Below are 24,948 nucleotides of genomic sequence, written 5' to 3' on the forward strand. Positions count from 1 at the left end.
GTACGAGCCTCTCCGATCCCTCATCGATCGGTGCGCAGGCTCCTCGCTGGAGACGATGTGAAAATCCTTCCCGAGATCTCTCGTACGCTGAGTGAGTACCTCCTCATCCCGGGCCTGACCACAGAAGACTGCACACCGGACAATGTGGATCTCGGGGCGCCGCTGGTGCGTCACCGGGTCGGCGAGGAGCCGGGAATCCGGATCGCCACCCCCATGGTGAGCGCCATCATGCAGGCGGTGTCGTCGCCGACCCTCGCGGTGGCACTGGCGCAGGTGGGCGGGCTGTCGTTCATCCATCAGAACCAGCAGATCGAGGACCAGGCCTCGGACGTGCTGGCCGTGAAGCGGCACAAGGCCGGCTTCCGGACCAGCGAGGTCACGGTGGCGCCGACGACGCCTCTCGGTGAGGTCTCCCGCCGGTTGGCCGACACCGAGCAGGGCGTGGCCGTGGTCACGCGGAGCGGGGAAGCGGACGGCGAGTTCCTCGGGATCATCAGCCTCGACGACTTCCATCTGGAGCGTCACGGGGCCTCCGAGACCGCCGGCAACCGGATGCGGGGCCGTGACGGCCTGGTCACCGCTCCGGCCACGGTCTCCCTGTCCGAGGCGAACGAGCTGATCTGGCAGCACCATCTGGACGTGCTGCCGGTGGTCGAGGACGGCAGGGTCGCCTCGCTGGTCCTCAAGAGGGACTACCAGGCCCACAAGACGTACCACCGGGCGACCGTGGACGGCGAGAAGCGACTGCGTGTCGGCGCGGGCATCAACTCCCGTGACTTCAAGGACCGGATTCCCGCGCTGGTGGAGGCGGGTGCGGACGTGCTGTGTCTGGACTCCTCCGACGGCTATTCCGTCTACCAGGCGAAGACCGTCGAGTTCGCCCGGGAGACGTACGGGGACGACGTGCACGTCGGCGCGGGGAACGTCGTCGACGGACGGGCCTTCCGCTACCTGGCCGACGCGGGCGCGGCGTTCGTGAAGGTCGGGATCGGCGGCGGGGCCATCTGCACGACCCGGGCCCAGAAGGGCATCGGCCGCGGGCAGGCCTCCGCGCTGCTCGCCGTGGTCGAGGCGCGCGACGCCTACGCCCAGGAGACCGGCGTGTACGTGCCGCTGTGCTGCGACGGCGGCCTGCTCAACGACTCGCACATGGCGATGGCGCTGGCGATGGGCGCGGACTTCATCATGCTCGGCCGGTACTTCGCCCGCCTCGACGAGAGCCCGTCGCGGAAGCTGCAGATCGGCGGCCAGTGGTACAAGGAGTACTGGGGTGAGGGCTCGCGGCGCGCGCAGAACGAGGCCCGCTACGGCCAGCGCGGCCAGATGGTCTTCGAGGAGGGCGTCGACGGCTACGTGCCGTACGCGGGCAGCCTGTACGACAACGTGGAGCGGACCCGGGCGAAGCTCACCTCGACGATGATCAGCTGCGGATCGACGAACCTGCGGGACTTCCACCGCGACGCCGTGCTCGTTCCGGTGTCCGCGGAGTCCTTCAAGCAGACCGGCGCCGAGGTGCAGCTGCGCCAGCCCTCGATCGACTCCGGAGAGTGATCTGACCGGCCCGGCGGCCTGACCGCGGCGGCCCCGCGCTCCCGACCCTGCTGAGGGCCGGGGGCGCGGGGCCGTTTGTCGTCGGGCCACATGTTCGGGCAGGCCTTGGCCTTGAACTCGGCCCCATGGCGCGTACCTGACCCGGCCGGTGCCGGAGACCTGGTCAGCCGCCTGGCGCGAGGCCCGGGTCTGCTGCCTGCGCACAGGACCCCGGTACGGCTGCCTGGCGGACTTACGGGCGGGCGGCGAGGGTCGCGTTCAGCCAGTCCCGGTAGTGGGTGGGGGCCAGACGGGCGTCGGGACCGCCGATGAGCACGTCGCCGTCCACGGCGGCGAACATGCCCGCCTTCCCGTCCGTGACGACGCGACGCCCGTCGCCGTGCGCGGCCACGGTGATCCGGCCGATCTCGTCCAGCGCGAGCACGTCGGGTCCGGCGACGTCGAGCGTCCCGTCGAGAGGTGCCGCGGTGGCGACGTCGGCGAGCGCCCGGGCCACGTCCGCGGACGCGATCGGCTGCAGCGGGGTGGCGGGCAGGCGGACGACGCCGTCGGCCGCCGTCCAGGACATCACGGCGTCCACGAACTCGAAGAACTGGGTGGCGCGCACGATCGAGTACGGGGTGGGCCCGTTGCGCAGCAGATTCTCCTGGAGCACCTTCGCACGGTAGTAGTCCAGCTGGGGCACCTGGTCCACGCCGACGATCGAGAGGGCGACCTGGTGGCGTACCCCTGCCCGCTCCCCCGCGCGGAGCAGGCCGCTCACGGTCGTGCGGAAGAAGTCGAGGGAGTGCTCGTCGAACGTCGGGGAGTTGGTGACGTTGACGACCGTCTCGGCACCGGCGAGCGCCTCGTCCAGACCGGCGCCGGTGAGGAGGTCGACCCCTGAGGACAGCGATGCCGGGACCACGTCGTGGCCGGCGTTCCGAAGCGTGGTGACGAGCTGGGAGCCGATGAGGCCGGTGCCGCCGATGACGGTGATCTTCATGGTGTGCCTTCCTTCGTGGGCCGGTCGGCCCCCGGGACGCAAACTCGGATACCCGATGTCCGAGACAATACTCGGATACTCTATGTCCGAGTCAAATGGGGAGGCGGCATGAAACTGTCCGGTGGCGTGGAGTGGGCGCTGCACTGCTGCGTGGTCCTGACGGCGGCGAGCCGACCGGTGCCCGCCGCGCGCCTTGCGCAGCTGCACGACGTATCGCCGAGCTACCTCGCCAAGCAGATGCAGGCGCTGTCCCGGGCGGGGCTTGTGCGGTCCGTCCAGGGCAAGACCGGCGGATACGTGCTGACCAGGGAGGCCGCCGAGATCACCCTGCTCGACGTGGTGCAGGCCGTCGACGGGCCCGATCCCGCGTTCGTCTGCACCGAGATCCGCCAACGCGGCCCCCTGGCGACACCACCGGAGAAGTGCACGAGACCGTGCCCCATCGCCCGGGCCATGGGAGCCGCGGAGGCCGCGTGGAGGGCCTCGCTCGCCGCGATGACCATCGCCGACCTCGTGACGTCGGTCGAGGGCGACAGCGGGCCCGAAGCGCTTCCCACCGTCGGCTCCTGGCTCACCGCGGGGACCGACGCGCCCGCGGACCCCGACGGCCCAGCGGTGTAGCGGCGAGCCGAGGGGCTCCGTGTATCGCGGGCGTATCGAAAACCGCATACGCCACCGCAACGGCCCTCCGGCTCTCATAGGGGCGTGAACAACAACGCATCCCTGTCGGCACCGCCCCGCCGCACGCGCAGGATCGTGCTCCTCGGCCTGGCGGTCCTCGGCGTGGCGAGCGCCCTGTTCGTCATCCGGGGGCCGCTCATGATGGTCGCTCCGATGTGCATGGCCGGGCGGTGGGACCGCTGCTTCGGAACGTTCAACGGTGTGGTGCTCATGACGCTCGTGACGCTGCCGTTGGCCGCGCTGGTGGCGTGGGCCCTGGCGCGCCGTCGGCGTGCCGCCGGTGTCGCGTCGGCGTGGCGGCTGTCGCTGGCCGAGGTGGGCATGGTCCACGGGACGGTGCCGTTCCTGTGGATGACCATGATGCCGGGCGGCGGGGCCGGCACCGTGCCCGCCCGGGTGAGCCTGGTGCCGCTGCGGGACCTGGTCACGATGGGAACGCTCGGGATCGTCGGCAACCTGCTGGTCTTCGCGGCGCTGGGGTCCTTCGCCCCGGTACGGTTCGCCGCGCTGGCGTCCTTGCCGCGCGTCCTGGCGCTCGGCGCGGGCTGCTCGGCCCTCGTCGAGACCGCACAGTACGTCCTGGACCTCGACCGGGTGTCCTCCGTGGACGACGTCCTGGTCAACGCCGCCGGCGCCGTGCTGGCCGGGCTGGCGTCGCGCCGCTGGTGGCGCGCTCCGGCGGAGGAGCCGTCGGAACGGCTTCGTCCCGCGCCGGCACCGACGGCCTGAGCGGCCCGTCCGGTGGTCACGCGTCGTTGCATACGTCAGCGATATGTCGTGTTGCTTAGGCTTCGCACATGCGCGTACTGATCGTCGAGGACGAGCCCTACCTGGCCGAAGCCGTCCGTGACGGTCTCCGGCTGGAAGCGATCGCCGCCGACATCGCCGGCGACGGCGGGACCGCCCTGGAGCTGCTCAGCGTCAACTCCTACGACCTCGCCGTCCTCGACCGCGACATCCCCGGGCCGTCCGGCGACGAGGTCGCCCGGCGCATCGTCGCCTCCGGCAGCGGCATCCCGATCCTCATGCTCACGGCCGCCGACCGGATCGACGACAAGGCGTCCGGGTTCGAGCTCGGTGCCGACGACTACCTCACCAAGCCCTTCGAGCTGCGGGAGCTCGTCATGCGGCTGCGGGCGCTCGACCGGCGGCGCGCGCACGCCCGGCCCCCGGTCCGTGAGCTCGCGGGCCTGCGACTCGACCCCTTCCGCCGGGAGGTCTTCCGCGACGGACGCTACGTCGCCCTCACCCGTAAACAGTTCGCCGTGCTCGAAGTCCTCGTCGCCGCCGAGGGCGGGGTCGTCAGCGCCGAAGAGCTGCTGGAACGGGCCTGGGACGAGAACACGGATCCCTTCACCAACGCCGTCCGCATCACCGTCTCCGCCTTGCGCAAACGGCTCGGCGAACCCTGGGTCATCGCCACGGTGCCGGGCGTCGGCTACCGCATCGACACCAGCCCGGTCGCCGCCGGCCCGGAGGCCAGTCGCCCGGACACCGGTCGCCGCGAGACCGCCCGCCCCCGCCCCGGCAGTACGCATGCCTAGACGCCCAGGGCTCAGTGTCCGACTGAAGCTCACCCTCAGCTACGCCGGGTTCCTCGCCGTCGCCGGCGCTCTCCTGCTGGCCGTGGTGTGGGGGTTCCTGCTGCGCTACGTACCCGACAACTCCCAGGGCCTTCTCGGGATCTCGCCCAACCGCTACCTCCTCGTGCACACCTTCGCCCCCGCCGCGGCCGTGGCCATGGGCTTCCTGCTCGTGTTCGGCCTGGTCGGGGGATGGCTCCTCGCCGGCCGGATGCTCGCACCGCTCACACGGATCACCACCGCGGCACGGATGGCCGGGGACGGAAGGCTGTCCCACCGGATCCGCATGGAAGGCCGCCAGGACGAATTCCGTGAACTCTCCGACGCGTTCGACACCATGCTCGAACAGCTGGAGTCGCACGTCGCCGAGCAGCAGAGGTTCGCCGCGAACGCCTCCCACGAACTGCGCACCCCGCTGGCCATCTCGCGGACGCTGCTCGACCTCGCCCGCAGGGACCCCGCCCGCGACCGGGACGAACTCCTCGCACGCCTGCAGACGGTCAACACGCGCGCGATCGACCTCACCGAGGCCCTCCTGCTGCTCAGCCGCAGCGACGGCGGGACCTTCACCCGCGAGAGCGTCGACCTCTCCCTCGTCGCCGAAGAGGCCGCCGAAACCCTGCTGCCCCTGGCCGAACAGCGCGGGATCACGCTCGACGTCACCGGCGGAGCGGCACGGACCAGCGGCTCCGCGGAGCTCCTGCTGCGGATGGTGGCGAACCTCGTCCAGAACGCCGTCGTCCACAACCTCCCCGCCGGCGGCACCGTGACGGTCCACACCGAAACACGGGGCGGCGCGAGCGTGGTGCGGGTCGAGAACACGGGTCGTCCGCTCCCACCGGACCTGGTGCCGACCCTCACCGAACCCTTCCAGCGCGGAACGGAACGCGCACGCACCGACGAGCACGCCGGCGTCGGCCTGGGCCTCGCCATCGTGCACAGCATCGTCCGCGCCCACGACGGGACCCTCGACCTCGTCGCCCGCCCCGACGGCGGTCTCGTCGTCACGGTGCGGCTTCCCGGCACGCCGTAGGCACCGCCACCGAACCGCACTCGGGTCATGCCGACGACCTGGCCCGACCCCCCTACTGGGGTACGAGGCCCGCTTGGCACTGGGGTGTGACGTGGTCGACGGCGACTTCTCCCTACCCTTCCCGGCGTCGGCAGCCGCCGACGACCGGAAGATCGGGGACAGGTCATGTCATTCCTCACCTCGCGGCGCGCCCGCGACGAGCGGCCTTCGGGCTCCGGTGCACGCCTCGTCCCGCCGCGCCGCGCGAGCCGGATCGGGTACGCCGCCGCACTGCTGCCGGCCTCGCTGGTGACACTCGGCGCGGTGGCGGCCGGACGTTCCGACAAGACGCGTGCGTGGTGGGCCCGGGCCGGTGAGCAGGAGTCGGCAGCACGGTCGTCGCCCGGGCGCCCGGGCGCGTGGCGGCTGTCGGCTCACGCGCTGTTGTGCGTACCGCTCGGGCTGTTGGCCCTCATTCCCGTGGGAATCGAGATCCTCTTCGTCCTTCGCGGCGTGCTCTACCCCCTCGTCGACCACGGCCCCTACGACCATTCCTGGGGCGGCCCGAGCATGGCCGGGGCGTGGATCGTGCACTTCCTCGTCGCCCTGCCGTTCGCGGCTGCCGGTCTGGGCGCCCTCTGGCTGCTGGGCCGTCTGCACTCCCGCCTGGCCGGCTGGATGTGGGGCCGCAGGGTGGGTCCGGGTCCTGTCCTCGCCCTGCTGCTGTCGTCCGTGGCCGGCTTCGTGTTGGTCATCGCCTGGATCCACCAGTTGTGATCCGTACAGGGCCGGCGGCAATTCCGGTGCGTCGCGGTTCGTGGGCGGCTACAGTCCGGGGCATGTACCTCTATCAGATCTACGGCTGACACGGCCGGGGCGCACCGCCCCGGATCCGCTGCGGCACGTCCGTGTGCGCCCTCGTGGCCCTCCCCGGCGGGGAGAGGCCCGGCGCGTCGGTCTGCCGTGTGTCCTCCGTCAGCCAGATCTGAATCGAGTGGTCTTCCATGTCTCCTCGCCCTGCCCACATCGCGATGGTCGGCATCCCCGCCGTCAGTCACGTCCTGCCCAGCCTCGAGGTCATCCGCGAGCTGGTCGCTCGCGGTCACCGCGTCACCTACGCCAACGACCCGGCGGTGGCCGAGCTGATCACGGCCACCGGCGCCGAGCTCGTCCCCTGCACCTCCCGACTGCCGGTCGCCGACAACAAGTGGCCGGACGACCCCATCGCCGCGATGGGACTCTTCCTCGACGACGCCGTCCAGACACTGCCTCAGTTGCGCGCCGCCTACGACGACGACCCGGCGGATCTGTACCTGTACGACATCGGGGCCTACGCCGCGCGTGCCCTCGCCGAGTCCCAGGGCAGGCCGGCCCTGCAGTTGTCCCCGACGTTCGTGGCGTGGGAGGGCTACGGCGAGGACGTGGCGGCACACCTGTGGCAGCTGCCGGGCGCCGACGCGTACCGGGCGAAGTTCGCGCGGTGGCTGGCCGATTGCGGGGCGACCACCACGGAGGTGGACGCCTTCTCCGGCCCTCCGGGACGCGCCATCGCCCTCATCTCCCGGGCCATGCAGCCGCACGCCGACCGCGTCGACACCGACACGGTGACCTTCGTCGGGCCTTGCTTCGACCCGGCGACGGGTGCGGCCAGTTGGACCCGGCCCGCCGACGCGGAGAAGGTGCTGCTGATCTCCCTGGGCTCGGCGTGCACCCGTCAGCCGGAGTTCTACCGCCGGTGTCTGGCCGCCTTCGGTGACCTGCCCGGGTGGCACGTCGTCCTCCAGATCGGCAAGTACACCGATCCGGCAGAACTCGGCGCGGTCCCGCCCAGTGTCGAGGTGCACTCCTGGGTCCCGCAGCGGGCGATCCTGGAGCAGGCGGACGCCTTCGTGACCCACGCCGGAATGGGCGGCTGCAGCGAGGGGCTGATGGCCGGCGTCCCGATGATCGCCGTACCGCAGGGCGCCGATCAGTTCATGAACGCCGACCGGCTCGTGGAGCTGGGTGTGGCCCGTCGTATCGACACTCCGGAGGCCACCGCCGAGGCCCTTCGAACCGCCCTGACCGACCTCGTCACCGACGAGGAGGTCGCCCGCCGTTCGGCACTGCTGCGCGCGGACGCCCGGTCCGAGGGCGGGACGGTGCGCGCAGCGGATCTCATCGAGAAGATGCTGCCCGGAGAGAGGTCCGGGGGCTGACGGGCTGACGGGCTGACGGGCTGACGGGCAGGGGACGTCGGGCGGACGCGGTCAGTCCTTCACGCGCAGCAACAGCTTGCCCGTGGAGCCGCGTCCGCCCAGGAGCCGGTGGGCTTCGGCCGCGTCGGCCAGAGGGAATTCGGCGGTGACGGGAAGGGTCACCGCCCCCTCGGAGACCGCACGCAGGGCGCGCTCGGTCAGGGCGCGCGCCGCGGCGGGGGCCGTCTGGGCGAGCGAGAGCACGGAGAAGCCCGCGACGGAGTGGCCCTGGCCGTACAGCTCGGGCTGGCCGACCTGCCACGGCGCACCGCCGCCGGCGTTGCCGAAGGAGACCAGCCGCCCGAAGACGGACAGGGCGTCCAGGCCGCGGCGCAACGTGTCTCCGCCCACCGGGTCGAGGACGAGGTCGACTCCCCTGCCACCGGTCGCCCGCCGGACGTCCTCGGTGAAGGTGTCGGGACCGAAGACCTCGTCGTAGCCGTACTTCAGGGCGTACGCGGCCTTCGCCTCGGTGGAGGCCACGCCGTACACCGCGCCCGCGCCCGCCGCGCGGGCCAGTTGGCCGACGGCCGTGCCGATTCCTCCCGCCGCACCGTGCACCAGCACGCTCTCCCCCGCGCGCAGTCGCCCCACCTCATGGATCAGGGCGTGTGCGGTCGGCAGGACCGTGGGGAGGGTCGCCGCGGTCCTCAGATCCAGTCCCTCGGGAAGGGGATGGACGCTCTCGGCCCGGGCGACGACCACTTCGGCGTATCCCCCGCCGCCGACGAGGGCGGCGACCTCCTGGCCCACCTCGAGGCCCTCGACTCCCTCGCCGAGGGCCCGCACGTGGCCGGAGACCTCCAGGCCGGGCCGGTAGGGCAGTTCGTCGACCCGATAACCCTCCGCGCGTGCCTTGACGTCGGCGAAGTTGACTCCCGCCCAGGCGACGTCGATGGCCACCTGCCCCGGTCCCGGTTGGGGTGCCGCGGCCTCGACGAGTCGCAGGACCTGGGGACCGCCGTACTCGTGGAACTCGATCGCGCGCATGGACGAACCACCCTTCACAGTGTGCTCGGACGGAGAGCTCAGACGGAGTGTTCAACGAGAAGCGAACACTCGCACTGTATGATGGTCATCGAACATTGGGCAAGTAGCCTCGCGACGAGGACGAAGGAGTCAGCGGGATGTCGGAGCAGGCTGGGGGTACGGGTCACCGCCCGGCGCCCGTACACACGCACCCCGATGACGTCGCCCTCCTCACCGCGCTCTCCGCACTCGCGGACCCCGTCCGCATCCAGCTGATCCGTGAGCTGGCCACCCAGCCCGACTGGACGCTCAGCTGCAGCAATTTCGACGTGCCCGTCGGCCGGGCCGCCAAGAGCCACCACTTCAGCGTCCTGCGCGGCGCCGGCCTCGTCGAGCAGCGCGATCAGGGGCCGAAGAGGCTCAACCGGCTCCGCCGCGAGGAGTTCGACGCCCGCTTCCCCGGCCTCCTCGAACTCACCCTGCGCGCCGACGACCTGGGCTGAAGGGCCCCACGTCCCGCGCGCCTTCCTCTCCGGCCCCGAGGCACGTCCGCCTCACCCTCCCGCTTCGACGGAGGCGACGAGCGTCGGTCCTCCGATTCGCCGTCAGCCGACCCTGTCCGACGCAGCGACCCGGTGGGCCTCCAGGCCCGGTGTGGCGAGCAGGTCGGCGATCAGCTGCTCGGATCCGCAGACGTAGGTGCTCACCAGGTCGACGTCGCCGCCCACGCACCAGGCGCGGTCCTGCGGCCACCACAGGTCGGGGAGTTCGGCGAACCGGTCCAGGAGTTCGGGGGACACGGCGTCGGCCAGCGTCCCGGAGAGCAGGATCTCGTCCCTGCCCGGCGTCGGAAAGGTGGGGGTGCCCTCCCACCCCCAGCGACCGTACCCCTCCCACAGCCCGTACCAGCACCGCTCCGGCGTGCCCGTGTGCCGCGTGAGGACGGGGATCATGGCGCGCGCCACTCCGCCGGGCGTGGGCCCTTCGCCGGGGTGCTCGTCCCACACTCCGGGCAGGCCGTAGTCCTGCATGTTCTGGTAGAACCGCTCCGCGCCGATGACCTCGTGCCAGTCCGTCAGCGCTTCGACCTGCCGTCCGTACGCGTCGGCGACGGTGTCCCAGCGGACCGGGCGCTCGTCGAGACCGGCGGGGTGGAGCACCCGTGCGTACGCCGGGAAGCCGGGCGCGGCGACACCGGCGACGGTACCGAAGTCACCGTGGCCGGGGTGGCGTTCGGTGAGCCATCGCGCCGGCGCGAGGTCCTCGGCCTCGACGTGGAGGCGTCCGTACTGTGCGGGGCCGGGTTCACCGCCCGATCGGGTCCATACGTCCATGTGCACAGTCTGCCTCGGCCGACGCTGATCGCCTCGTGCGCGAGCCGGCGCCCCCGGACGCACCTTCGGTCCTCGGGTTCCCCTTGGTCCACCACGGTCGATGACCCGGTCGCGAGCGTCGCGTTGCCGGGGCGGGGCCCGGTGGCGGGGTTACGGTCGGCCGCATGGTTGGTGATCGTCAGGGATGGCTCCGGTGTCTGCTGGCCGGCGGCGTGTTCGTCGTGGGAATGACCGGCACCACGCTGCCGACGCCGCTCTACCCCCTCTACCAGGAGAAGTTCGGGTTCTCCGAGCTGACGGTGACCGTCGTGTACGCCGTGTACGCCTTCGGGGTGATCGGCGTGCTGCTCCTCGCGGGCAACGCCTCGGACACGGTCGGCCGACGGCCGACGCTGCTGTGGGGGCTCGGGTTCGCGGCGGCGAGCGCGGTCTGCTTCCTGCTCGCCGACGGACTGGGCTGGCTGTACGCGGGCCGGCTGCTCTCGGGCCTGTCGGCCGGCCTGTTCACGGGGGCCGCCACCGCGTACGTCATGGACCTCGCCCCGCCCGGCGGCCAGTCCCGGGCGACGCTCGTGGCGACGGCCGCGAACATGGGCGGCCTCGGCTGTGGCCCCCTGCTCGCGGGTCTGCTCGCGGAGTACGCCCCCGAGCCGCTGCTGCTCCCGTTCGCCGTGCACCTCGCCCTGGTGGCCGTGTCCGCCGTCGTCCTCCTGCGGCTGCCGGAGACCGTGCGGGAGCCGCGGCCCCTGGCCGCCGTACGGCCGCAGCGGCCGGCCCTGCCCGCGGAGGTCCGGCCGGTGTTCGTGCCTGCGGCGATCGCCTCCTTCGCGGGCTTCGCCCTGTTCGGGCTGTTCACCTCGGTCAGTCCCGCCTTTCTCGCCGAGTCCCTGCACGTCGACAACCACGCCGTGAGCGGCCTGATCGTCGCGCTGGCCTTCTTCGCCTCCACCGCCGGACAGCTGGCCGTCGGGCGCTTCGGAGTGTCCCGGTCCCTGCCGCTGGGCTGCGCGGTGCTCATCGCCGGTCTGGCCTTCCTGGCGGGGGCTCTGTCCGCGGAACTGCTGGCGCTCGTGGTCCTCGCCGCCCTCGTCGGTGGAGCCGGCCAGGGCCTCTCCTTCCGCGCGGCGCTGTCCGCCGTCGCCGCGGCCGCGCCGGTGGACCGGCGCGCGGCGGTGATCTCGACGCTGTTCGTGGTCGCCTACACGGGAATCTCGATCCCGGTCATCGGAGTCGGCCTGCTGGCCGAACCGCTGGGTCTGGAGCAGGCGGGCCTGGTGTTCACCGGCTGCATGCTGCTCCTCGTCGCCTCGGCCGCCACGTACCTGCTGCGACGGCCGGTGAGAACGGCAGGACCGTGAGACGGAGGCGACGCGCCGCCCCGCCCGGCGCCGCAGGCGTTCCCCGGGGGACGGTCCTCGTCCCGGCCATCGGTCACATGGGGAGCGAGAGCAGGCGGACCCCTCCGGCCGGCCAGTGCGCGCCGTCGCGCAGTGGTGTCCACATGGTCCGCAGCGGCATGATCACGGGTCCCCCGGGCTGTTCGACGTGGACGTCCCGCTCAAGGTTTCGCCAGCCGAGGCGCTGGTAGAGCGGGACGAGCGGTGGTCGGCAGAAGAGGAGAGCGTGCTGTGGCCCCATCGTCCGCGCGTGGTCCAGGGCCGCCGACACGACCGTCCGCGCCAGTCCTTGACCCCGTACGTCAGGAGCGACAGCCACCCCGCCGACGCCCACCGCCTGTGTACCGACGCCGTCGATCGACAGGGGGATTCGCAGCAGACCGGCGTGTGCGACGAGGCGACCCTCGTGCCTGATGCCGAAATGCTCCTTCTTGGGCAGCCAGGTCAGTCCGGCGTCCGCGACGCCGAAGGGATCGGCGCTGTCGCCGAGGATCTCGATCTGGTCGGCCTTCGTGTACTCCGTGAGACGCACCACGGTCGGCGATGCGGGCGAGTGGCGACCTGTCATGTGAGGTGAACCCTTCGTGTCGGTCCCCGCCCGGTGGTCCGGGGCGGTGCGGGACGGCCTCCAAGTGATCTTGCCAGCCCGTCGTGACCGCCTCGCGTGACCCCGGAGGGACCACGCCCGGAGGCCGTCGTCGCCGGGCGCGCCTATCGTGGAGGCAGTCTGACGGCTGGACCCGCAGCGCACGGGCAGGTGAAGGGTGAACGAACCCGGGATCGACTACGAAGCTGTGTTCCAGGCCCTGCCGGGCGCGGTCGCGCTGCTCACCCCGGAACTGGTCTACGCGGACGTCAACGAGGCGTTCCTGTCGATGTCCGGCCGGACTCGTGACCAGGTCGTCGGCCGCTATCTCTTCGACGTCTTCCCCGACAACCCGGACGATCCGACCGCGACGGGCATGCAGAACCTGCGCGCCTCCCTGGAGCGGGTCGTGGCCACCGGTGAGCGCGACTCCATGGCACTGCAGCGCTACGACGTCGAGTCCCCCGACCGGCCCGGGCACTGGCAGGAGCGGTACTGGAGCCCGGTCAACGCCCCCGTCCTCGCCCTCGACGGCACCGTGGCCCTCCTGCTGCACCGCGTGGAGGAGGTCACCGAGCTGATCCAGGCCCGTGGCGCCAGCGGCGGCAGGGACCGCGCCCAGGTCCTGGAGTCCGAGCTCTACACCCGCGCCAGGGAGCTGCAGGAGGTCAACGAACGGCTCCGCCGGGCCCACGCCCGCGAGCGCGAGGTGGCGCTCCACCTCCAGAAGGCGATGCTGCCCGCACCACGCCCCCTCGGCCATCACCGCTCCGCCGTGCGCTACCGGCCCGCCACCGGAGCGCTCAACGTGTGCGGCGACTGGTACGACCTCGTCGACCTGCCCGGGCGCACCGACGTCGCCGTCGGCGACGTCGTCGGCCACGGGCTGCGCGCCGCCGGCGTCATGGGGCTGCTCCGCAGCGCCCTGTCGGCCGCTTCACGCGTCGCCGACGGGCCCGCCCAGGCCCTGGAGGTCCTGGACCTGTACTCCCGGGACGTCGAGGGCGCCGAGTCCACCACCGTCGTCTCCGTCTCCATCGACTGGGAGAGGCAGGTCCTCACGTACAGCAGCGCCGGCCATCCACCACCCGTCCTCTGCCACCCCGACGGCACGGTGGAGTTCCTCGACCGGGCCACCGACCCGCCGCTCGGGGCCCGGCCCGAACACGAGCCCCGGCCGCAGGCCGAGACCGCCTTCACCGACGGTTCGGTGCTCGCCCTCTACACCGACGGTCTCGTCGAACGCCGCCGCGAGGACATCGACACCGGTCTGGGCAGGCTCGCCGATGCCCTCACCCGGCACCGGGCCGCCGCACCCGAGGTCCTGGCCGACACCCTGCTCGCCGAGCTCACCCCGCCCACCGGCGTCACCGACGACACGGCCCTGCTGATCCTCCGCCTCTGACGCGTTCAGGCGAGCCTGAGGGGTTTCCCGAAGGTCGCCCACGCGCGCAGCGCCCCACCGTCCATCAGGGTGATCCCGTATCTCGCCGCGGCGGCCTCCGCCTGGGCGGTGAAGCGGGCGTTCGTCACCATCAGCGGATGGGTGGCCCGGTGGTCGGGCCGGGCCGTTCCGTTGAACGTCTGCACGTCGGGCACCCCGATCGCGGCGGACGGCTTCCTCCGCAGCTTGCACTGCACGACGATCCGCTCGCCGTTCCCTCCCGTGGCGATGACATCCGCTCCCCCGTCCCCCGCGCCGCCGTGCGCACGCCGCACCTCGCACCCGTCGCGCTCCAGGAGCGAGGCGATCAGCTCCTCGAACTCGCGGCTGGACAGGTCGCGGATCGCCTCCAGAGAGATACTCTTGTCGCTGCGCAGAAACTCCTGGCGTCGCTGTTCCTCCAGGGACAGCTCCCGCATCTCCTCCCTGTACGTCTCCAGAGAACGCGCGAAGTCCGCTCGTGCCCGCTTCAGCTCCTCGAGCAGCTCCCCCAGCGGTGCCGCTTTGGCCGAGGGGAACTCGGTACGCCGTTCCCTCACCAGCCGGCCGAGGTCCCCCATGACCTCGTCGCGGGCCTGCTCGCACCACCCCACGGCCCTCGCTGTGCGGGACACCAGCGCGCGCAGGTCTCCTTCGAGGATCCTCTCCGCCGCGCAACGGCCGTACCGCACGGTGTCCTGTGGGGCCGTCACGTCTCTCAGTACACGAAGGGCCTCCCAGCAGCGGCGGCGTTCGACGTTCACCTCGTCGTCCAGGCGTCGCCAGTCCGCCAACAGGTCCTCGGCGAGGCGTCCCTCCGTCACCCAGGCGAACGCGGCCTCCAGATCCACGCGTGTCGCCTGCTCACGCGCCGACTCCAGGAGATGCCTCACCGTCTGTTCCGGTGAGGGCCGGACCGCGTCCGCGGAAGGTTCCATGACGTTCATACGCGCACCCTAGGGACACGCACTGACAGCGCCCCGCCCGCGGCGACTCCCCTCGTGGCGGAACCGCACGGCGCCGAACCGCGTCCGTCTCCATGTTCGCAAGATCATGAACTCCGCCGGAAGGATCGAGCATGACGGAAACGGCCTCCCGCTACCTGTACCTGGCGCGGCACGGTGAAGCGTCCGAGGACGAGAGCGCGTTGACGGAGAACGGCCGCCGCCAAGCCGTCCTGCTCGGACAGCGGCTACGGAAGGCCCCGCTCACGGCGATCCACCACGGCCCGCTGCCCCGCGCGGAGCAGACGGCCCAGCTCGTCCGCGACCAGCTCGAAGGGGTTCCCCTCCGGATGTCCGCGCCGGCCGGCGACTACATCCCCTACGTGCCCCGGCGGGAAGAACTGCCGGCGGAGTCGGCCGATGCCATGCTCGGCTTCCTGGCCGGGTTCCCTGCGGAGGAGCGCGAGGAGGGGCCCGGGCTTGCCGCTGAGGCCCTCGCACGCTTCACCGGTCCCGTCGACGGTGACCAGCCGCGCCACGAACTCGTCGTCACGCACAACTTCCTCATCGCGTGGCTCGTACGGGAGGCCCTCGACGCCCCCGAGGCGCGTTGGATGGGCATCAACCACGCCAACGCCGCACTGACCGTCATCCGCTACGCGCCCGGCCGGGCCCCGGCAGTCCTCTTCTTCAACGACACGGGGCACCTCCCCACGGACCTGCGCTGGACCGGCTTCCCTCCGGAGTTCCACATCTGACTCCCCTGCCCGGAGCCTTGCGGTCCGGATCACGGCCGTCCGGAGCTCTTGCTCACGGGCTCCGCAGTCACCATGATCATCAGGTCGAGACGCAACCTCTGAAAGGGGCAGTGCCCATCATGCGAGTCAAAGCCTTCGACCATCTGGTGCTCAACGTGACCGACGTCGACAAGGCGCTCGAGTTCTACACCGGTTCCCTGGGCCTCGCGCCGGAGCGAGTCGAGGAGTGGCGGGCCGGCAAGGTCTCGTTCCCGTCGGTACGCATAGACGAGAACACCGTCATCGATCTCTTCTCCCGCCCCCGGGGCGAGTCCAACGTCGACCACATCTGCCTGGTCGTGGACCCCCTGGACTGGCAGGAGGTCATCGACTCCGGCACGTTCGACGTCCTCGAGGGCCCGGTCCCGCGCTGGGGCGCGCGCGGTTCGGCCCAGTCGGTCTACGTGAAGGACCCCGACGGCAACACGGTCGAACTGCGCTGGTATCCCCAGGACGTCGAGGGCTGAGCCGGCCCACCGGTCCGGCACGTCCCGGACGGGCGAACCGGCCCGGCCCGCGAGCGGCGGGAACGTGTCCGGTCGATCACGGCGGGGCGGATCCGGGGACAGGCGGCTCACGCGCCCGCTAACGTACCGGCGAGTAGCAGGTGGGGGACCGTCCCACACGGTGCGAGGGGAGCGGGCGATGGAACGGCAGTGGAGCCTGGAGGAGAGCACGGTCGCCGACGCGCCGCCGGAGATCGTCTACCGGTTGGTGTCGGACCTGCGGAACATGGGGCGATGGAGCCCCGAGTGCCGGTACGTGTGGGTGCTGCGGCCCCCGGCGCGCACCGGAACCCGGTTCATCGGCTTCAACCGGCGCGGGCCGTTCCTCTGGCCGACCGTCGGGCGTGTGACCCGGATACACCCGAACAGCGAGTTCGTCTTCGACATCAGCGTCTTCGGACTGCCGATCGCGCGCTGGGGCTACCGGTTCACCCCGGAGGGCTCGGGGACACGGATCACCGAGTTCTGGGAGGACCTGCGCACCGGCGGGTACCGGGCCCGCGCCGCGGACCTGCTGGGAACGGTCTTCGCGGGAACGAACCCGGCCCGCCGGGTGGCCCTCAACCGGGCGGGGATGCGCACCACCCTGGAGCGCATCGCCCAGACCGCGACCGCCGGGGTCTGAGACCGCGGCTCCGTCACCGGCCCCGGTAGGCCGTACGCAGCTCAGCCGGGGTCCGGTACAGCACGCACCGGCGCAGCGGTCCCTCGGGGACGCTCGGGTCCTCGAAGTCGTCGGCCGGGTTCCGGGTCATGCCGATCCTGCGCATCACCGCCTGGGAACGCAGGTTGCCGAGGGTCGTCGACGCCAGTACCTCCGGCAGCTCCAGGGTCTGGAAGGCGAAGGCCAGACATGCCTGGGCGGCTTCGGTGGCGTATCCGTACCCCCATGCCGTACGGGTCAGGCGCCACCCGATGTCCACGCCCGTGAAGGGCATGTCCTCACCCACCACGTCCAAGCCGGCGCGGCCGACGAACTGACCGGTCGACCGCGCTTCGAGCGCCCACCATCCGAAGCCCCGCTCGTCGAACCCGGCCTGCATGCCGGCCGCGACGGCATCGCTCTGCTCCCGGGTCAGAGGGGGCCCGAGGTACTCCCGGACCTCGGGGTCGGCGTTCATGGCCGCCCACGGCTCGAGGTCGGATTCCCGCCAGCGGCGGAGCAGGAGGCGTTCGGTGCGCAGCTCTGGCATGCCGCCCAGCCAACCCGCTCGTCGTCAGGATGTCGAGCGGATTTGTGGCATCGACCGTCGCACGCGGCCCGGGCCGTGACGCGGGTCTCCGGTGCCATGATGATCGTCGTCGGCGGGTTCCTGCCGGCGGAGCGCTGATGGCCTGAGGCAGCCCCCGCTCGTACCGCCCGGTGACCGTGATGTCCGACGAAGCCGAAGGAGAGCACGTGGAAGACCCGACGCAGCGGGAACAGGCGAGCCCCGAGGCGCGCCAGCGCGTCCAGGCGAGTTTCGACCGGCAGGGGCTGATGGCGCACCTCGGTGCGCGGATATCCCACATCGGCCCCGGGCTCGTGCACATCGTGCTCCCGGCCCGGCCGGAGGTGACCCAGCAGCACGGCTACTTCCACGCCGGTGCCACGAGCGCCATCGCCGACAGCGCCGGCGGCTACGCCGCCCACACCCTCTTCCCCGAGGGCGCCGAGGTGCTCACCGTCGAGTACAAGATCAACCTCCTCGCACCGGCCGTCGGCGACCACCTGGAGGCGGTCGGGACCGTGCTGAGGTCCGGTCGGACGCTGACCGTGTGCCGGCTCGAGGTGTTCGGCGTCCAGGAGGACGGCGAGCGGAAGCTCGTCGCCAGCGGGCAGCAGACGCTGATCCGCGTGGCCGAAGGGGAGCGGTGAGCCCCCAGGCCCGAGCGACCCGGGGCGCGCAGGACGCTCCTGCCCCCGGGGCGCGCAGGTCCCGCAGGCCGCCCGGGGCGCTCAGGCCCGTCGGGACGCTCCGGACGTCGGTCGGCATCGTCCCGCGCGACGGGCGGCGGTACGCGGCGGCCGGCCACACCCCCGTGGCGGCCGAGTCGCTGCGTGTGCCCTACCCGCGATCGTGGCCGGTCACGGAGTGTCGGCGCACGTCGGGTCGTCGATCGCGCTCACGGTGTACGGGGGCCGGCCGGGCGGCTCGTCGAGCTGGCTGTTGACGACGTAGAGGCGGCAGCCGCGCCTCGCGAGTGTGGTCGGCAGGTCGAAGGGTCCGTCCGTGAGGCGGTGGGTCACCGTCCCCGTCCGCAGTTCCTCGTCGAGCCGGGCGATGTAGACGCCGTGCGGGGCACCGTAGTTGAGCACGGCGTACAGCGTCCGGCCGCGCAGCACCATGCCGTCGGGGCCGAAGGACTGGTCGCCGAGGTCGAGCCTGCTGACCTGTTTGTCGGCGGTTCCGATCCGCCAGACGGCCTCGGTGCCGTTCGACGCGACCAGGAGCGTGGTGCCCGAGTCGTCCGCCACGATGCCGTTCAGGAGCCAGTACTGGGCGGGGAACTGCGGGAACGCGGCGCGGATGTCGAGCCAGGGTTCGAGGGGGCCGAGCGTGGAGCCCCGGATCTCCGCCCGGTGGATGACGGGATTGGCCCAGTCGGTCACGTACACCGCGTCCTTCGTCACGGCCAGGTCGTTGAGGTGGGGCGCGCCGAGCGGTCCGCCGCGGGCCGTACGGGTGGCGAGGAGCCGACCGTGGCGGTCGTGGAGGGTGAGGCTCGCACCGCCCACGGACAGGACTCGGCCGCGCCGGTCGGTGTGCACGCCCAGCGTGCTGGGGCGGCCCTCCAGGCCTTGCGCGGGGAACGGCTTCAGGTCGGGTTCGTCGACGCGGCCGCGGTACAGGGTCCCTGTGCCGTCCGAGGAGACGTAGAGGGTGCCGTCCGGGGTGACGGTGATGCCCTCGGGGAGCACGCCCGGGTCCCTGGAGACGACATAGGTGTCGGGCAGGTCCCGGGCGCTCGCGGGGCCGGGCGCGCCGGCGAGGGTCGTGAGCAGGAGTGTGGCTGCGAGGCAGGCTGTTCGGGCGGGGATGCGGCGCATCGGCGCGACCTCCGGCGGGGATTCGGCGGGTGGTGAGGGGGACAACGGGAGCGTGCTGTGTCCTCGCGTGGAACGCATGGCCTTTCACCCCTGGGTGAAAGGGTCCGCCGGGCCGATAATCGGTCGGCATGATCCGCCTACACTTCACGGCCGCAGATCTGCGCCGGATCACCCTCGCCCCGGCGGCCAACGCGCTCTCCGAGACCGTCCTGAGCCTGCGTCTGGGTCTGCGCCTGGGCCGTGCGCGCGAGGGCCTCGGCCGTGGCGCCGGGCCGTTGCACCGTCCGCGGCCCGCCGCCCGGCGGTGGCACCACTCCCTGCGGGGAGGCGCGGGCGCCCGGGCCGGTGTCCTCGCCGAGTTGGTCGCCGAGGACGGCTTCGTACCGGACTTCCTGCTGCAGCCGTCGGTGCACGACTTCGCCGACGCCCTCGACGCGGCCGCTTCGACGCCCGCGGAGCGGCTGGCGCTGGATCTCGGGATTCCGGAGGCCTCCGGCTGGAACGGCGGTCTGGCCCGGCCCGGCCGGTGGGCCCACGAGCTGGCCCAGGGGTCGCCGGCCGCACCCCGCGCCCTGCTCGACGACACACGCCGGTACTTCGAGTCGTCGGTGGAACCCCTCTGGCCACGGATCCGCCGCGACGCCCTCACCGATCGCGCGCTGCGGGCCGAGATGCTCCTCCGCGGGGGCGTCGACGCCCTGCTGACGACGCTGGGGACGACCTGGCAGTGGCAGCCGCCGACCCTGCATCTGCCGTCCGCGTCGGCGTACGACATTCCGCTGTGCGGGCGCGGGCTGCTCCTCGTTCCGTCGTGGTTCGCGACCGGCCCGATGGTGATGTACCGCCCCGAGGCGGCGACCGTCCTCGTCTACCCGATGTACGACGCCGCCGACGAGGTCCGGGCCGACGGAGCCGAGGAACGGCCGGAGGCCCTCGCTGCGCTCCTCGGCCGGACCCGGGCGCAAGTGCTCGCGCTCCTGCGCTCCCCCGCCACCACCACGGCCCTCGCCGAGCGCGCCGCCGTGTCCCTCGCGGCGGCCAGCCAGCACGCGGGCGTCCTGCGGAGCGCGGGTCTGGTCGACACCGTGCGCACGGGCACGGCGGTGCTCCACAGCCTCACGCCCCTCGGACACTCCCTGCTGGCCGGGATCTGAAGGCCCGGGGCGGTGGCGTCACCAGTCGATGTGCGCGGCGATCCAGGCGGCCAGGCCGTCCTCGTCGTCGGCGGGCGGAAGTTCGGGAGCGCAGATGAGGGGGGTGCAGGAAAGCTGCAGGTGGGTGAGGTAGCCGTACGGGCCGTTGTCGGACGCCGGTCCCAGCACCAGGGCGTGGGTGGGGGTGCGCCAGACGCGGTGCGTCAGGGCCGGCCCGGTGACCACGCCTTCGGCGGAGAGGACCGTCCTCTCGGGCTCCGTGCCGAGGTGCTCGGTCACCACCCGCGCGGCCCGTACGAGGACGTCCTCGCACTCGCTCACCGTGCTCGGCCGGCTGCCGCTCCAGCCGGGCTGCTCCTGCCAGTGGCCGACGAGGCCGAACAGCCAGGACGCGTTGGCCATGTCCTCGTCGTGCGGGTCGACGGGGTACAGCTCTCCGAAGACCAGGAACGTCCGGGCGTCCGGGCATCCGAACGGATTGACAACGTCACTGCAGAGCACATGGCCGTGCGCCGTCCGGAAGGAGTCACAGACGAGCGCGTCCTCCCAGGCCCAGCCACGCAGCTCCACTTCCGCGTCGACGGCGTCGGAGTCCTCCGGGACGGGCGGCACGGCCGGCAGGGCGACGAGCTCGGCGACGGCCTCGGCCGTCAACGGCCGGTGGGCGAGGGCATGGACGGGAACGGACATGTGGATCACCGTAGATCGACTTCCCTCGTCCGGAGGCGGCGGGCCCCGGTGGACTGCGTGACGTACGTGCCGGGATCGTCGGCCTCGACGATCCCGGGGAGCGAGCCGCCCTCACGCAAGGGCGTGACATAGCGGGTCCTCCTTGAGTTCTCGGCTCCGCACTCGACGTCACCCTCCACCGGTCCGACGTGGTCGGCGCCTTCGCGGGCCTGCGCCCCCTGCTCGACACCCGGGGCACGGGTGGCCGCGACGGCACGGTCATCCGACTCGCCGACGCGCCCCCGGCGCCCGCGACCGCCGCCGCTTCCGGGACGCCCCGTCACCGGCGCCGAACTGGTGTGGGCCGTCCGCCACGAAGGCGCCTTCGACGCCTCCGACCTCCTCGACCGCCGCACCCGCATCGGCCCGGTCCCCCACGACCGCGCCGTGGCCGAAGGGGCCGCCCGGGACGCCCTCGCGGAACGCTGAGTCCGAATGGCGTGTCCTCCCGGGCCTTGGGATGATTTCCTCCGGAGGACAGCCATGACTCCAGACCTGCACCGGTCTCAGCCGGACAGCGGCTCCCCGGACCACGAGGGAGCGGGGAGCGGGGGCGCCGAGCCCGCAGACGGCACCGGGAAGCGCCGCCGTTGGTCGCCGCACCTGACGCTCCCCGGCTGCTGGGGCGCTCTTCTCCTCGCCTGCCTCTCCTTCACCCCGTCGCTGCTGCCTCGCGGCGGCATCCTCCAGGGACTGATCGCCGGCATCAGCGCGGCCATCGGTTACGGGCTCGGCGTGGTCGCGGCCTCTACATGGCGCGCGTTCGCCGACCGGGAGGCACGGAGCCCGTCGCGCAGGTCGTGGCAGGTCCTGATCGTGTGCGCGATCGTCCTGTTCGGCCTGGCCTTCGGATTCGGTCAGTACTGGCAGCACGAGATCCGCCGGCTCATGGGGGTCACCGACTACAACGTCCTCGCCACGGTGGCCTGCCCGTTCGTGGCCGCGCTCGTCTTCTGGCTGCTGTTGCTGGCGGGCCGGGGACTCCGGCGCCTGTACCGGTGGTTCGCCCGCCTCCTCCGCCGCTGGATCGGCCCCCGAGCGGCACGGGCGGTCGGCTGGATCGTGGTGGCGGCCCTCGCGTGGTCCGTGGTCAGCGGGGTGCTCCTTGCCGGCTTCGTGAACGCGACCAACGAGGCCTTCTCACTGCGGGACAACGAGACTCCCGAAGGCGTGCACCAGCCCACCTCCGCCCTGCGCTCCGGCGGGCCCGGCTCGCTGGTTCCGTGGGACACGCTGGGCTACCAGGGCCGGGCCTTCACCGGCAGCGGTCCGACGGCCCAGGACATCGGCACGTTCACCCACCGCCCTGCGCAGGAACCCGTCCGGGCCTACGCCGGGCTCCAGACCGCAGACGACACGGAAGCCCGCGCCGAGCGGGCCGTCGCGGACCTCGAACGGGCCGGCGGCTTCGAGCGCGCGAACCTGCTCGTGATGACCACCACCGGAAGCGGCTGGGTCGACCCCGCCGCCGTGGACTCGTTCGAGTACCTCGGCGACGGCGACTCGGCCACCGTGGCGATGCAGTACTCGTACCTGCCGTCGTGGCTCTCCTATCTCGTGGACCAGTCCAAGGCGCGCGCGGCCGGTCGCGATCTCTTCGACGCGGTCTACGACGTCTGGTCCAAGCTGCCCCAGGACCGGCGTCCGCGGCTGTTCGTGGCGGGCGAGAGCCTGGGGTCGTTCGGCGGCGAGACGGCTTTCAGCGGTGAGGCCGACCTGCGCAACCGCACCGCCGGCACCCTGTTCGCCGGTCCGCCGAACTTCAACACCCTGTTCCGCGAGTTCAGCGATCACCGTGACGCGGGGAGTCCGGAGATCGAGCCCGTATACAAGGACGGGCGGACCGTACGGTTCACCGACGACCCGACCGTCGGGACACCTCCGGCGGACCAGCCGTGGAACGGCACGCGGGTCCTCTACCTCATGCATCCGTCCGATCCGATCGTCTGGTGGAGCCCCGCGCTGGCCCTCTCCGAGCCCGACTGGATCGGGGAGGCTCCCGGGGGTGACGTGCTCGACGAGATGATCTGGATCCCCTTCGTGACCTTCTGGCAGGTCACCGCCGACCTGCCGTTCTCCACGGGCGTGCCGGACGGCCACGGTCACACCTACAAGGCCGCGTACGTCGACGGCTGGAACGACGTCATGCGGCCGTCGGGCTTCACGCCGCAGGACCTGGAGCGGCTGCGGAACGTCATTCAGCCGCCGGAGCACTGATCCCCGGCCCGCCCGGGGGTCGCGCGGTCAGCGCAGCAGGAAGCCGACGACGTAGCCGAGCGCGTTGACCGCCCAGTGCAGCCCCATGGGGGCCAGCAGACTGCCACTGCGGCGTCGCAGTTCGCAGAACAGGACGCCCGACAGGGCCGTGAACAGTACGGCGCCCATGACGGCGAGGACGGAGCCGAGCACGGAGCCCCCGAAGGCCGAGGTCAGCACGGGCTTCGCGGTCGCCAGGTGCAGGGACGGCAGGACGTGCCACAGGCCGAACAGCACACTTGACACGGCGGTCGCCCAGACCGCCCCACGGGCCCGGCACACCAGTCCGTACAGGACTCCGCGGAACGCGATCTCCTCCACCAGGACGGTGCCGACGGGCACCACCACGAGAACGCGTGTCATCAACTCGCCCCCGGTCATCCCGTCGTACCGCCGGTCCTCGAACAGCGACCGGGTGGCCGGGAGCAGCGCTCCGACGGCGTAGACGACTCCGACCAGCCCTGTCAGCGCCAGGGCCCATCCGGCTCCGCGGGCCAGTGTCCCGGGCGCCAGGCCCGCGTCCGCCAGGGTGCCGCCCGCCCAGCGGAGCACACCGAGCAGCAGGACGCTGACCGCGACGGCCGCCACCAGGCGGATCGGCCCGGTCCATTGGTGCAGGAGGACATTGGCCGCGACGAGAACGGCGACCACGAGCACCACGGCCGGCCAGGTGCCGATCGGCCCGCGCCATCGCCGCTCGGCATCATCCGGATCACGGGAGGGCATCGGAGTACTTCCGTCTTTCGGTTGCGCCGTCGGGTCGCCTCACCTCTCCCCCGCTGACACGACGCCGAGTGCGTACGTCATGAACGGTCGTGCTTGAGCGACTCCTTGATGCCTTCGGCACGGTGGCGGATGCTCTCCATCTTCTGACGGATCTTGACCTTCGCCCGGTCCGTTCTCCCCTCGGTCTCACGACGCTCGTCACCGGTGAGCTTGCCGGTGATCTCCTTGAATCGGGCCTTCGCCATGTCCATGGCCGTGTTCTTGTCCATCGTCCCTCCGTGGGCTCGGTTCCCAAGGTCCACGGTAGGTTCCGGCGCGGCAGAGTGCTTGTCCTACGGCGGTGAGCACCGGAGCCTCCCCGATGGACCGCGCGGGGCCCTCCACGCGTACGCGGGAAACAGCAGGTCAGCGCAGCGCGCCCGGCCTGATCGACAAGACGCACCCTGGGGTCGGATCCCGTCGCGGGCGATCCGCAGATGGCGCGGACCGCGCAGTACGGCGTTCTGGCGGTACGGGGGCGGGTCGTCCAGCAGACGTGGGTTCTCCAGTCGCCGGGCCAGCTTCGACAGGGCGAGTCGGGCCTCCAGTCGTGCGAGCGGTGCGCCGAAGCAGCTCAGGTCGATCCGGCCCGGGTCGCCGAGGCCGTCGATGAGGCCGGCGACGATGTCCTGGAGCTCCGGGCGCGTTTCGTCGACCCGGTGCGGGGAGTGCGGCGGGCCGAAGTGCCGGTTCGTCATGCGTCGCATCCGGTCGTGTTCCGGCGGGTCGAGCCGGAGGAAGCTCGGCGGCAGGGCGCTCTCCTCAGGGGCAGGCTCGGCCAGCGGGTCAGCGCTGCCGGAAGCCAGGTTGCGGGCGTCGGAGCTGATCCGGGGATCGCGCGGAAGGCTGCGGATCTCGTAGGAGGTGCTGATCACGTACGGCCCGTCGGTCCCGTGGTGGACCGGTGTCTTCCGCAGCTCTTCGTAGACCGGGTACGGGTCGGCCCGGTTGGCGTAGTCCAGGATCTGGTGCAGCAGGGTTTGCGTCATGGCAGGTTCTTGTGGCCGT

At 72.0% G+C, this 24,948-nt stretch carries 26 protein-coding genes and 2 pseudogenes; 17 read left to right on the plus strand and 11 right to left on the minus strand.

The window, feature by feature from the left end; all coding sequences use genetic code 11:
• Positions 1–57: 57 nt before the first annotated feature.
• Positions 58–1,551, plus strand: coding sequence for an IMP dehydrogenase (locus tag ACN9M0_RS01180; RefSeq protein ID WP_426402931.1), 1,494 nt, complete (start codon positions 58–60; stop codon positions 1,549–1,551).
• A 232-nt stretch (positions 1,552–1,783) separates the two neighbouring features.
• On the opposite strand, the gene ACN9M0_RS01185 is transcribed toward ACN9M0_RS01180, so the two are convergent.
• Positions 1,784–2,536 (minus strand): SDR family oxidoreductase, encoded by a 753-nt coding sequence (locus ACN9M0_RS01185; RefSeq protein WP_426402932.1) that lies wholly within the window; start codon positions 2,534–2,536, stop codon positions 1,784–1,786.
• Positions 2,537–2,644: 108 nt separating this feature from the next.
• On the opposite strand from ACN9M0_RS01185, the gene ACN9M0_RS01190 reads away from it, so the two are divergent.
• From ACN9M0_RS01190 to ACN9M0_RS01215, 6 genes are all read left to right on the plus strand, one after another.
• Complete coding sequence (locus ACN9M0_RS01190; protein WP_366040396.1) at positions 2,645–3,157, plus strand: RrF2 family transcriptional regulator; 513 nt, start codon at positions 2,645–2,647, stop codon at positions 3,155–3,157.
• A gap of 84 nt (positions 3,158–3,241) precedes the next feature.
• Positions 3,242–3,946 (plus strand): VanZ family protein, encoded by a 705-nt coding sequence (locus ACN9M0_RS01195; protein ID WP_426402933.1) that lies wholly within the window; start codon positions 3,242–3,244, stop codon positions 3,944–3,946.
• 68 nt (positions 3,947–4,014) lie between these two features.
• Positions 4,015–4,761: a response regulator transcription factor gene (locus ACN9M0_RS01200; protein ID WP_366040398.1), complete on the plus strand. Its 747-nt coding sequence runs from the start codon at positions 4,015–4,017 to the stop codon at positions 4,759–4,761.
• Positions 4,754–5,833 (plus strand): sensor histidine kinase, encoded by a 1,080-nt coding sequence (locus ACN9M0_RS01205; protein WP_426402934.1) that lies wholly within the window; start codon positions 4,754–4,756, stop codon positions 5,831–5,833. The genes ACN9M0_RS01200 and ACN9M0_RS01205 overlap by 8 nt, the downstream gene beginning before the upstream one ends.
• 165 nt (positions 5,834–5,998) lie before the next feature.
• Positions 5,999–6,589, plus strand: coding sequence for a hypothetical protein (locus ACN9M0_RS01210; protein WP_426402935.1), 591 nt, complete (start codon positions 5,999–6,001; stop codon positions 6,587–6,589).
• A gap of 227 nt (positions 6,590–6,816) precedes the next feature.
• Positions 6,817–8,010, plus strand: a complete 1,194-nt coding sequence (locus tag ACN9M0_RS01215) for a macrolide family glycosyltransferase (RefSeq protein ID WP_366040401.1) — start codon at positions 6,817–6,819, stop codon at positions 8,008–8,010.
• A gap of 51 nt (positions 8,011–8,061) precedes the next feature.
• On the opposite strand, the gene ACN9M0_RS01220 is transcribed toward ACN9M0_RS01215, so the two are convergent.
• Complete coding sequence (locus ACN9M0_RS01220) at positions 8,062–9,039, minus strand: quinone oxidoreductase family protein (RefSeq protein WP_426402936.1); 978 nt, start codon at positions 9,037–9,039, stop codon at positions 8,062–8,064.
• A 137-nt stretch (positions 9,040–9,176) separates the two neighbouring features.
• Between ACN9M0_RS01220 and ACN9M0_RS01225 the strand changes: the two genes are divergently transcribed.
• Positions 9,177–9,521, plus strand: a complete 345-nt coding sequence (locus ACN9M0_RS01225; RefSeq protein WP_426402937.1) for an ArsR/SmtB family transcription factor — start codon at positions 9,177–9,179, stop codon at positions 9,519–9,521.
• A 102-nt stretch (positions 9,522–9,623) separates the two neighbouring features.
• On the opposite strand, the gene ACN9M0_RS01230 is transcribed toward ACN9M0_RS01225, so the two are convergent.
• Positions 9,624–10,352, minus strand: coding sequence for a hypothetical protein (locus ACN9M0_RS01230; protein WP_366040404.1), 729 nt, complete (start codon positions 10,350–10,352; stop codon positions 9,624–9,626).
• 164 nt (positions 10,353–10,516) lie between these two features.
• Between ACN9M0_RS01230 and ACN9M0_RS01235 the strand changes: the two genes are divergently transcribed.
• The gene (locus tag ACN9M0_RS01235) at positions 10,517–11,710 is read left to right on the plus strand and encodes an MFS transporter (RefSeq protein ID WP_426402938.1); all 1,194 of its coding nucleotides are present in this window, start codon (positions 10,517–10,519) and stop codon (positions 11,708–11,710) included.
• Positions 11,711–11,783: 73 nt separating this feature from the next.
• Here ACN9M0_RS01235 and ACN9M0_RS01240 read toward each other — a convergent pair whose 3' ends face one another.
• Positions 11,784–12,317: a GNAT family N-acetyltransferase gene (locus tag ACN9M0_RS01240; protein WP_366040406.1), complete on the minus strand. Its 534-nt coding sequence runs from the start codon at positions 12,315–12,317 to the stop codon at positions 11,784–11,786.
• A 196-nt stretch (positions 12,318–12,513) separates the two neighbouring features.
• Between ACN9M0_RS01240 and ACN9M0_RS01245 the strand changes: the two genes are divergently transcribed.
• Complete coding sequence (locus tag ACN9M0_RS01245; protein WP_426402939.1) at positions 12,514–13,740, plus strand: PP2C family protein-serine/threonine phosphatase; 1,227 nt, start codon at positions 12,514–12,516, stop codon at positions 13,738–13,740.
• A 5-nt stretch (positions 13,741–13,745) separates the two neighbouring features.
• Here ACN9M0_RS01245 and ACN9M0_RS01250 read toward each other — a convergent pair whose 3' ends face one another.
• On the minus strand, positions 13,746–14,705 hold the full coding sequence (locus tag ACN9M0_RS01250; RefSeq protein ID WP_426402940.1) for a restriction endonuclease: 960 nt from the start codon (positions 14,703–14,705) through the stop codon (positions 13,746–13,748).
• 131 nt (positions 14,706–14,836) lie between these two features.
• Between ACN9M0_RS01250 and ACN9M0_RS01255 the strand changes: the two genes are divergently transcribed.
• The 3 genes from ACN9M0_RS01255 to ACN9M0_RS01265 all read left to right on the plus strand — a co-directional run bounded on the left by ACN9M0_RS01255 (position 14,837) and on the right by ACN9M0_RS01265 (position 16,630).
• Positions 14,837–15,460 (plus strand): histidine phosphatase family protein, encoded by a 624-nt coding sequence (locus tag ACN9M0_RS01255; protein ID WP_366040409.1) that lies wholly within the window; start codon positions 14,837–14,839, stop codon positions 15,458–15,460.
• Between the two features lie 119 nt (positions 15,461–15,579).
• Positions 15,580–15,966 (plus strand): VOC family protein, encoded by a 387-nt coding sequence (locus ACN9M0_RS01260; RefSeq protein ID WP_366040410.1) that lies wholly within the window; start codon positions 15,580–15,582, stop codon positions 15,964–15,966.
• 178 nt (positions 15,967–16,144) lie between these two features.
• Positions 16,145–16,630, plus strand: a complete 486-nt coding sequence (locus tag ACN9M0_RS01265) for an SRPBCC family protein (RefSeq protein WP_366040411.1) — start codon at positions 16,145–16,147, stop codon at positions 16,628–16,630.
• 13 nt (positions 16,631–16,643) lie between these two features.
• Here the strand turns inward: ACN9M0_RS01265 and ACN9M0_RS01270 are convergent, their stop codons facing one another.
• Complete coding sequence (locus tag ACN9M0_RS01270; protein WP_426402941.1) at positions 16,644–17,198, minus strand: GNAT family N-acetyltransferase; 555 nt, start codon at positions 17,196–17,198, stop codon at positions 16,644–16,646.
• A gap of 206 nt (positions 17,199–17,404) precedes the next feature.
• On the opposite strand from ACN9M0_RS01270, the gene ACN9M0_RS01275 reads away from it, so the two are divergent.
• Entirely contained in the window at positions 17,405–17,863 is a 459-nt protein-coding gene (locus ACN9M0_RS01275; protein ID WP_426402942.1) for a PaaI family thioesterase, read from the plus strand.
• Positions 17,864–18,073: 210 nt separating this feature from the next.
• Here the strand turns inward: ACN9M0_RS01275 and ACN9M0_RS01280 are convergent, their stop codons facing one another.
• Positions 18,074–19,036, minus strand: coding sequence for a hypothetical protein (locus ACN9M0_RS01280; protein WP_426402943.1), 963 nt, complete (start codon positions 19,034–19,036; stop codon positions 18,074–18,076).
• A gap of 128 nt (positions 19,037–19,164) precedes the next feature.
• On the opposite strand from ACN9M0_RS01280, the gene ACN9M0_RS01285 reads away from it, so the two are divergent.
• Complete coding sequence (locus ACN9M0_RS01285; protein WP_366040415.1) at positions 19,165–20,190, plus strand: ArsR/SmtB family transcription factor; 1,026 nt, start codon at positions 19,165–19,167, stop codon at positions 20,188–20,190.
• An 18-nt stretch (positions 20,191–20,208) separates the two neighbouring features.
• Here ACN9M0_RS01285 and ACN9M0_RS01290 read toward each other — a convergent pair whose 3' ends face one another.
• Positions 20,209–20,880, minus strand: a complete 672-nt coding sequence (locus ACN9M0_RS01290; RefSeq protein ID WP_426402944.1) for a hypothetical protein — start codon at positions 20,878–20,880, stop codon at positions 20,209–20,211.
• A 146-nt stretch (positions 20,881–21,026) separates the two neighbouring features.
• Here ACN9M0_RS01290 and ACN9M0_RS01295 point away from each other — a divergent pair.
• A pseudogene (locus ACN9M0_RS01295) lies at positions 21,027–21,348 on the plus strand (glycerol-3-phosphate dehydrogenase C-terminal domain-containing protein); the annotation flags it as partial.
• A gap of 54 nt (positions 21,349–21,402) precedes the next feature.
• Positions 21,403–23,136, plus strand: a complete 1,734-nt coding sequence (locus ACN9M0_RS01300; RefSeq protein WP_426402945.1) for an alpha/beta hydrolase — start codon at positions 21,403–21,405, stop codon at positions 23,134–23,136.
• Positions 23,137–23,163: 27 nt separating this feature from the next.
• Here the strand turns inward: ACN9M0_RS01300 and ACN9M0_RS01305 are convergent, their stop codons facing one another.
• The 3 genes and pseudogenes from ACN9M0_RS01305 to ACN9M0_RS01315 form a co-directional block, all read right to left on the minus strand.
• Positions 23,164–23,901, minus strand: a complete 738-nt coding sequence (locus ACN9M0_RS01305; RefSeq protein WP_366040418.1) for a CPBP family intramembrane glutamic endopeptidase — start codon at positions 23,899–23,901, stop codon at positions 23,164–23,166.
• A 77-nt stretch (positions 23,902–23,978) separates the two neighbouring features.
• The gene (locus tag ACN9M0_RS01310; RefSeq protein WP_366040419.1) at positions 23,979–24,170 is read right to left on the minus strand and encodes a CsbD family protein; all 192 of its coding nucleotides are present in this window, start codon (positions 24,168–24,170) and stop codon (positions 23,979–23,981) included.
• Positions 24,171–24,347: 177 nt separating this feature from the next.
• A pseudogene (locus ACN9M0_RS01315) lies at positions 24,348–24,929 on the minus strand (hypothetical protein); the annotation flags it as partial.
• Positions 24,930–24,948: the final 19 nt, after the last annotated feature.

The organism is Streptomyces sp. R-07 (genome assembly GCF_049913175.1).
Classification (GTDB): Bacteria; Actinomycetota; Actinomycetes; order Streptomycetales; family Streptomycetaceae; genus Streptomyces.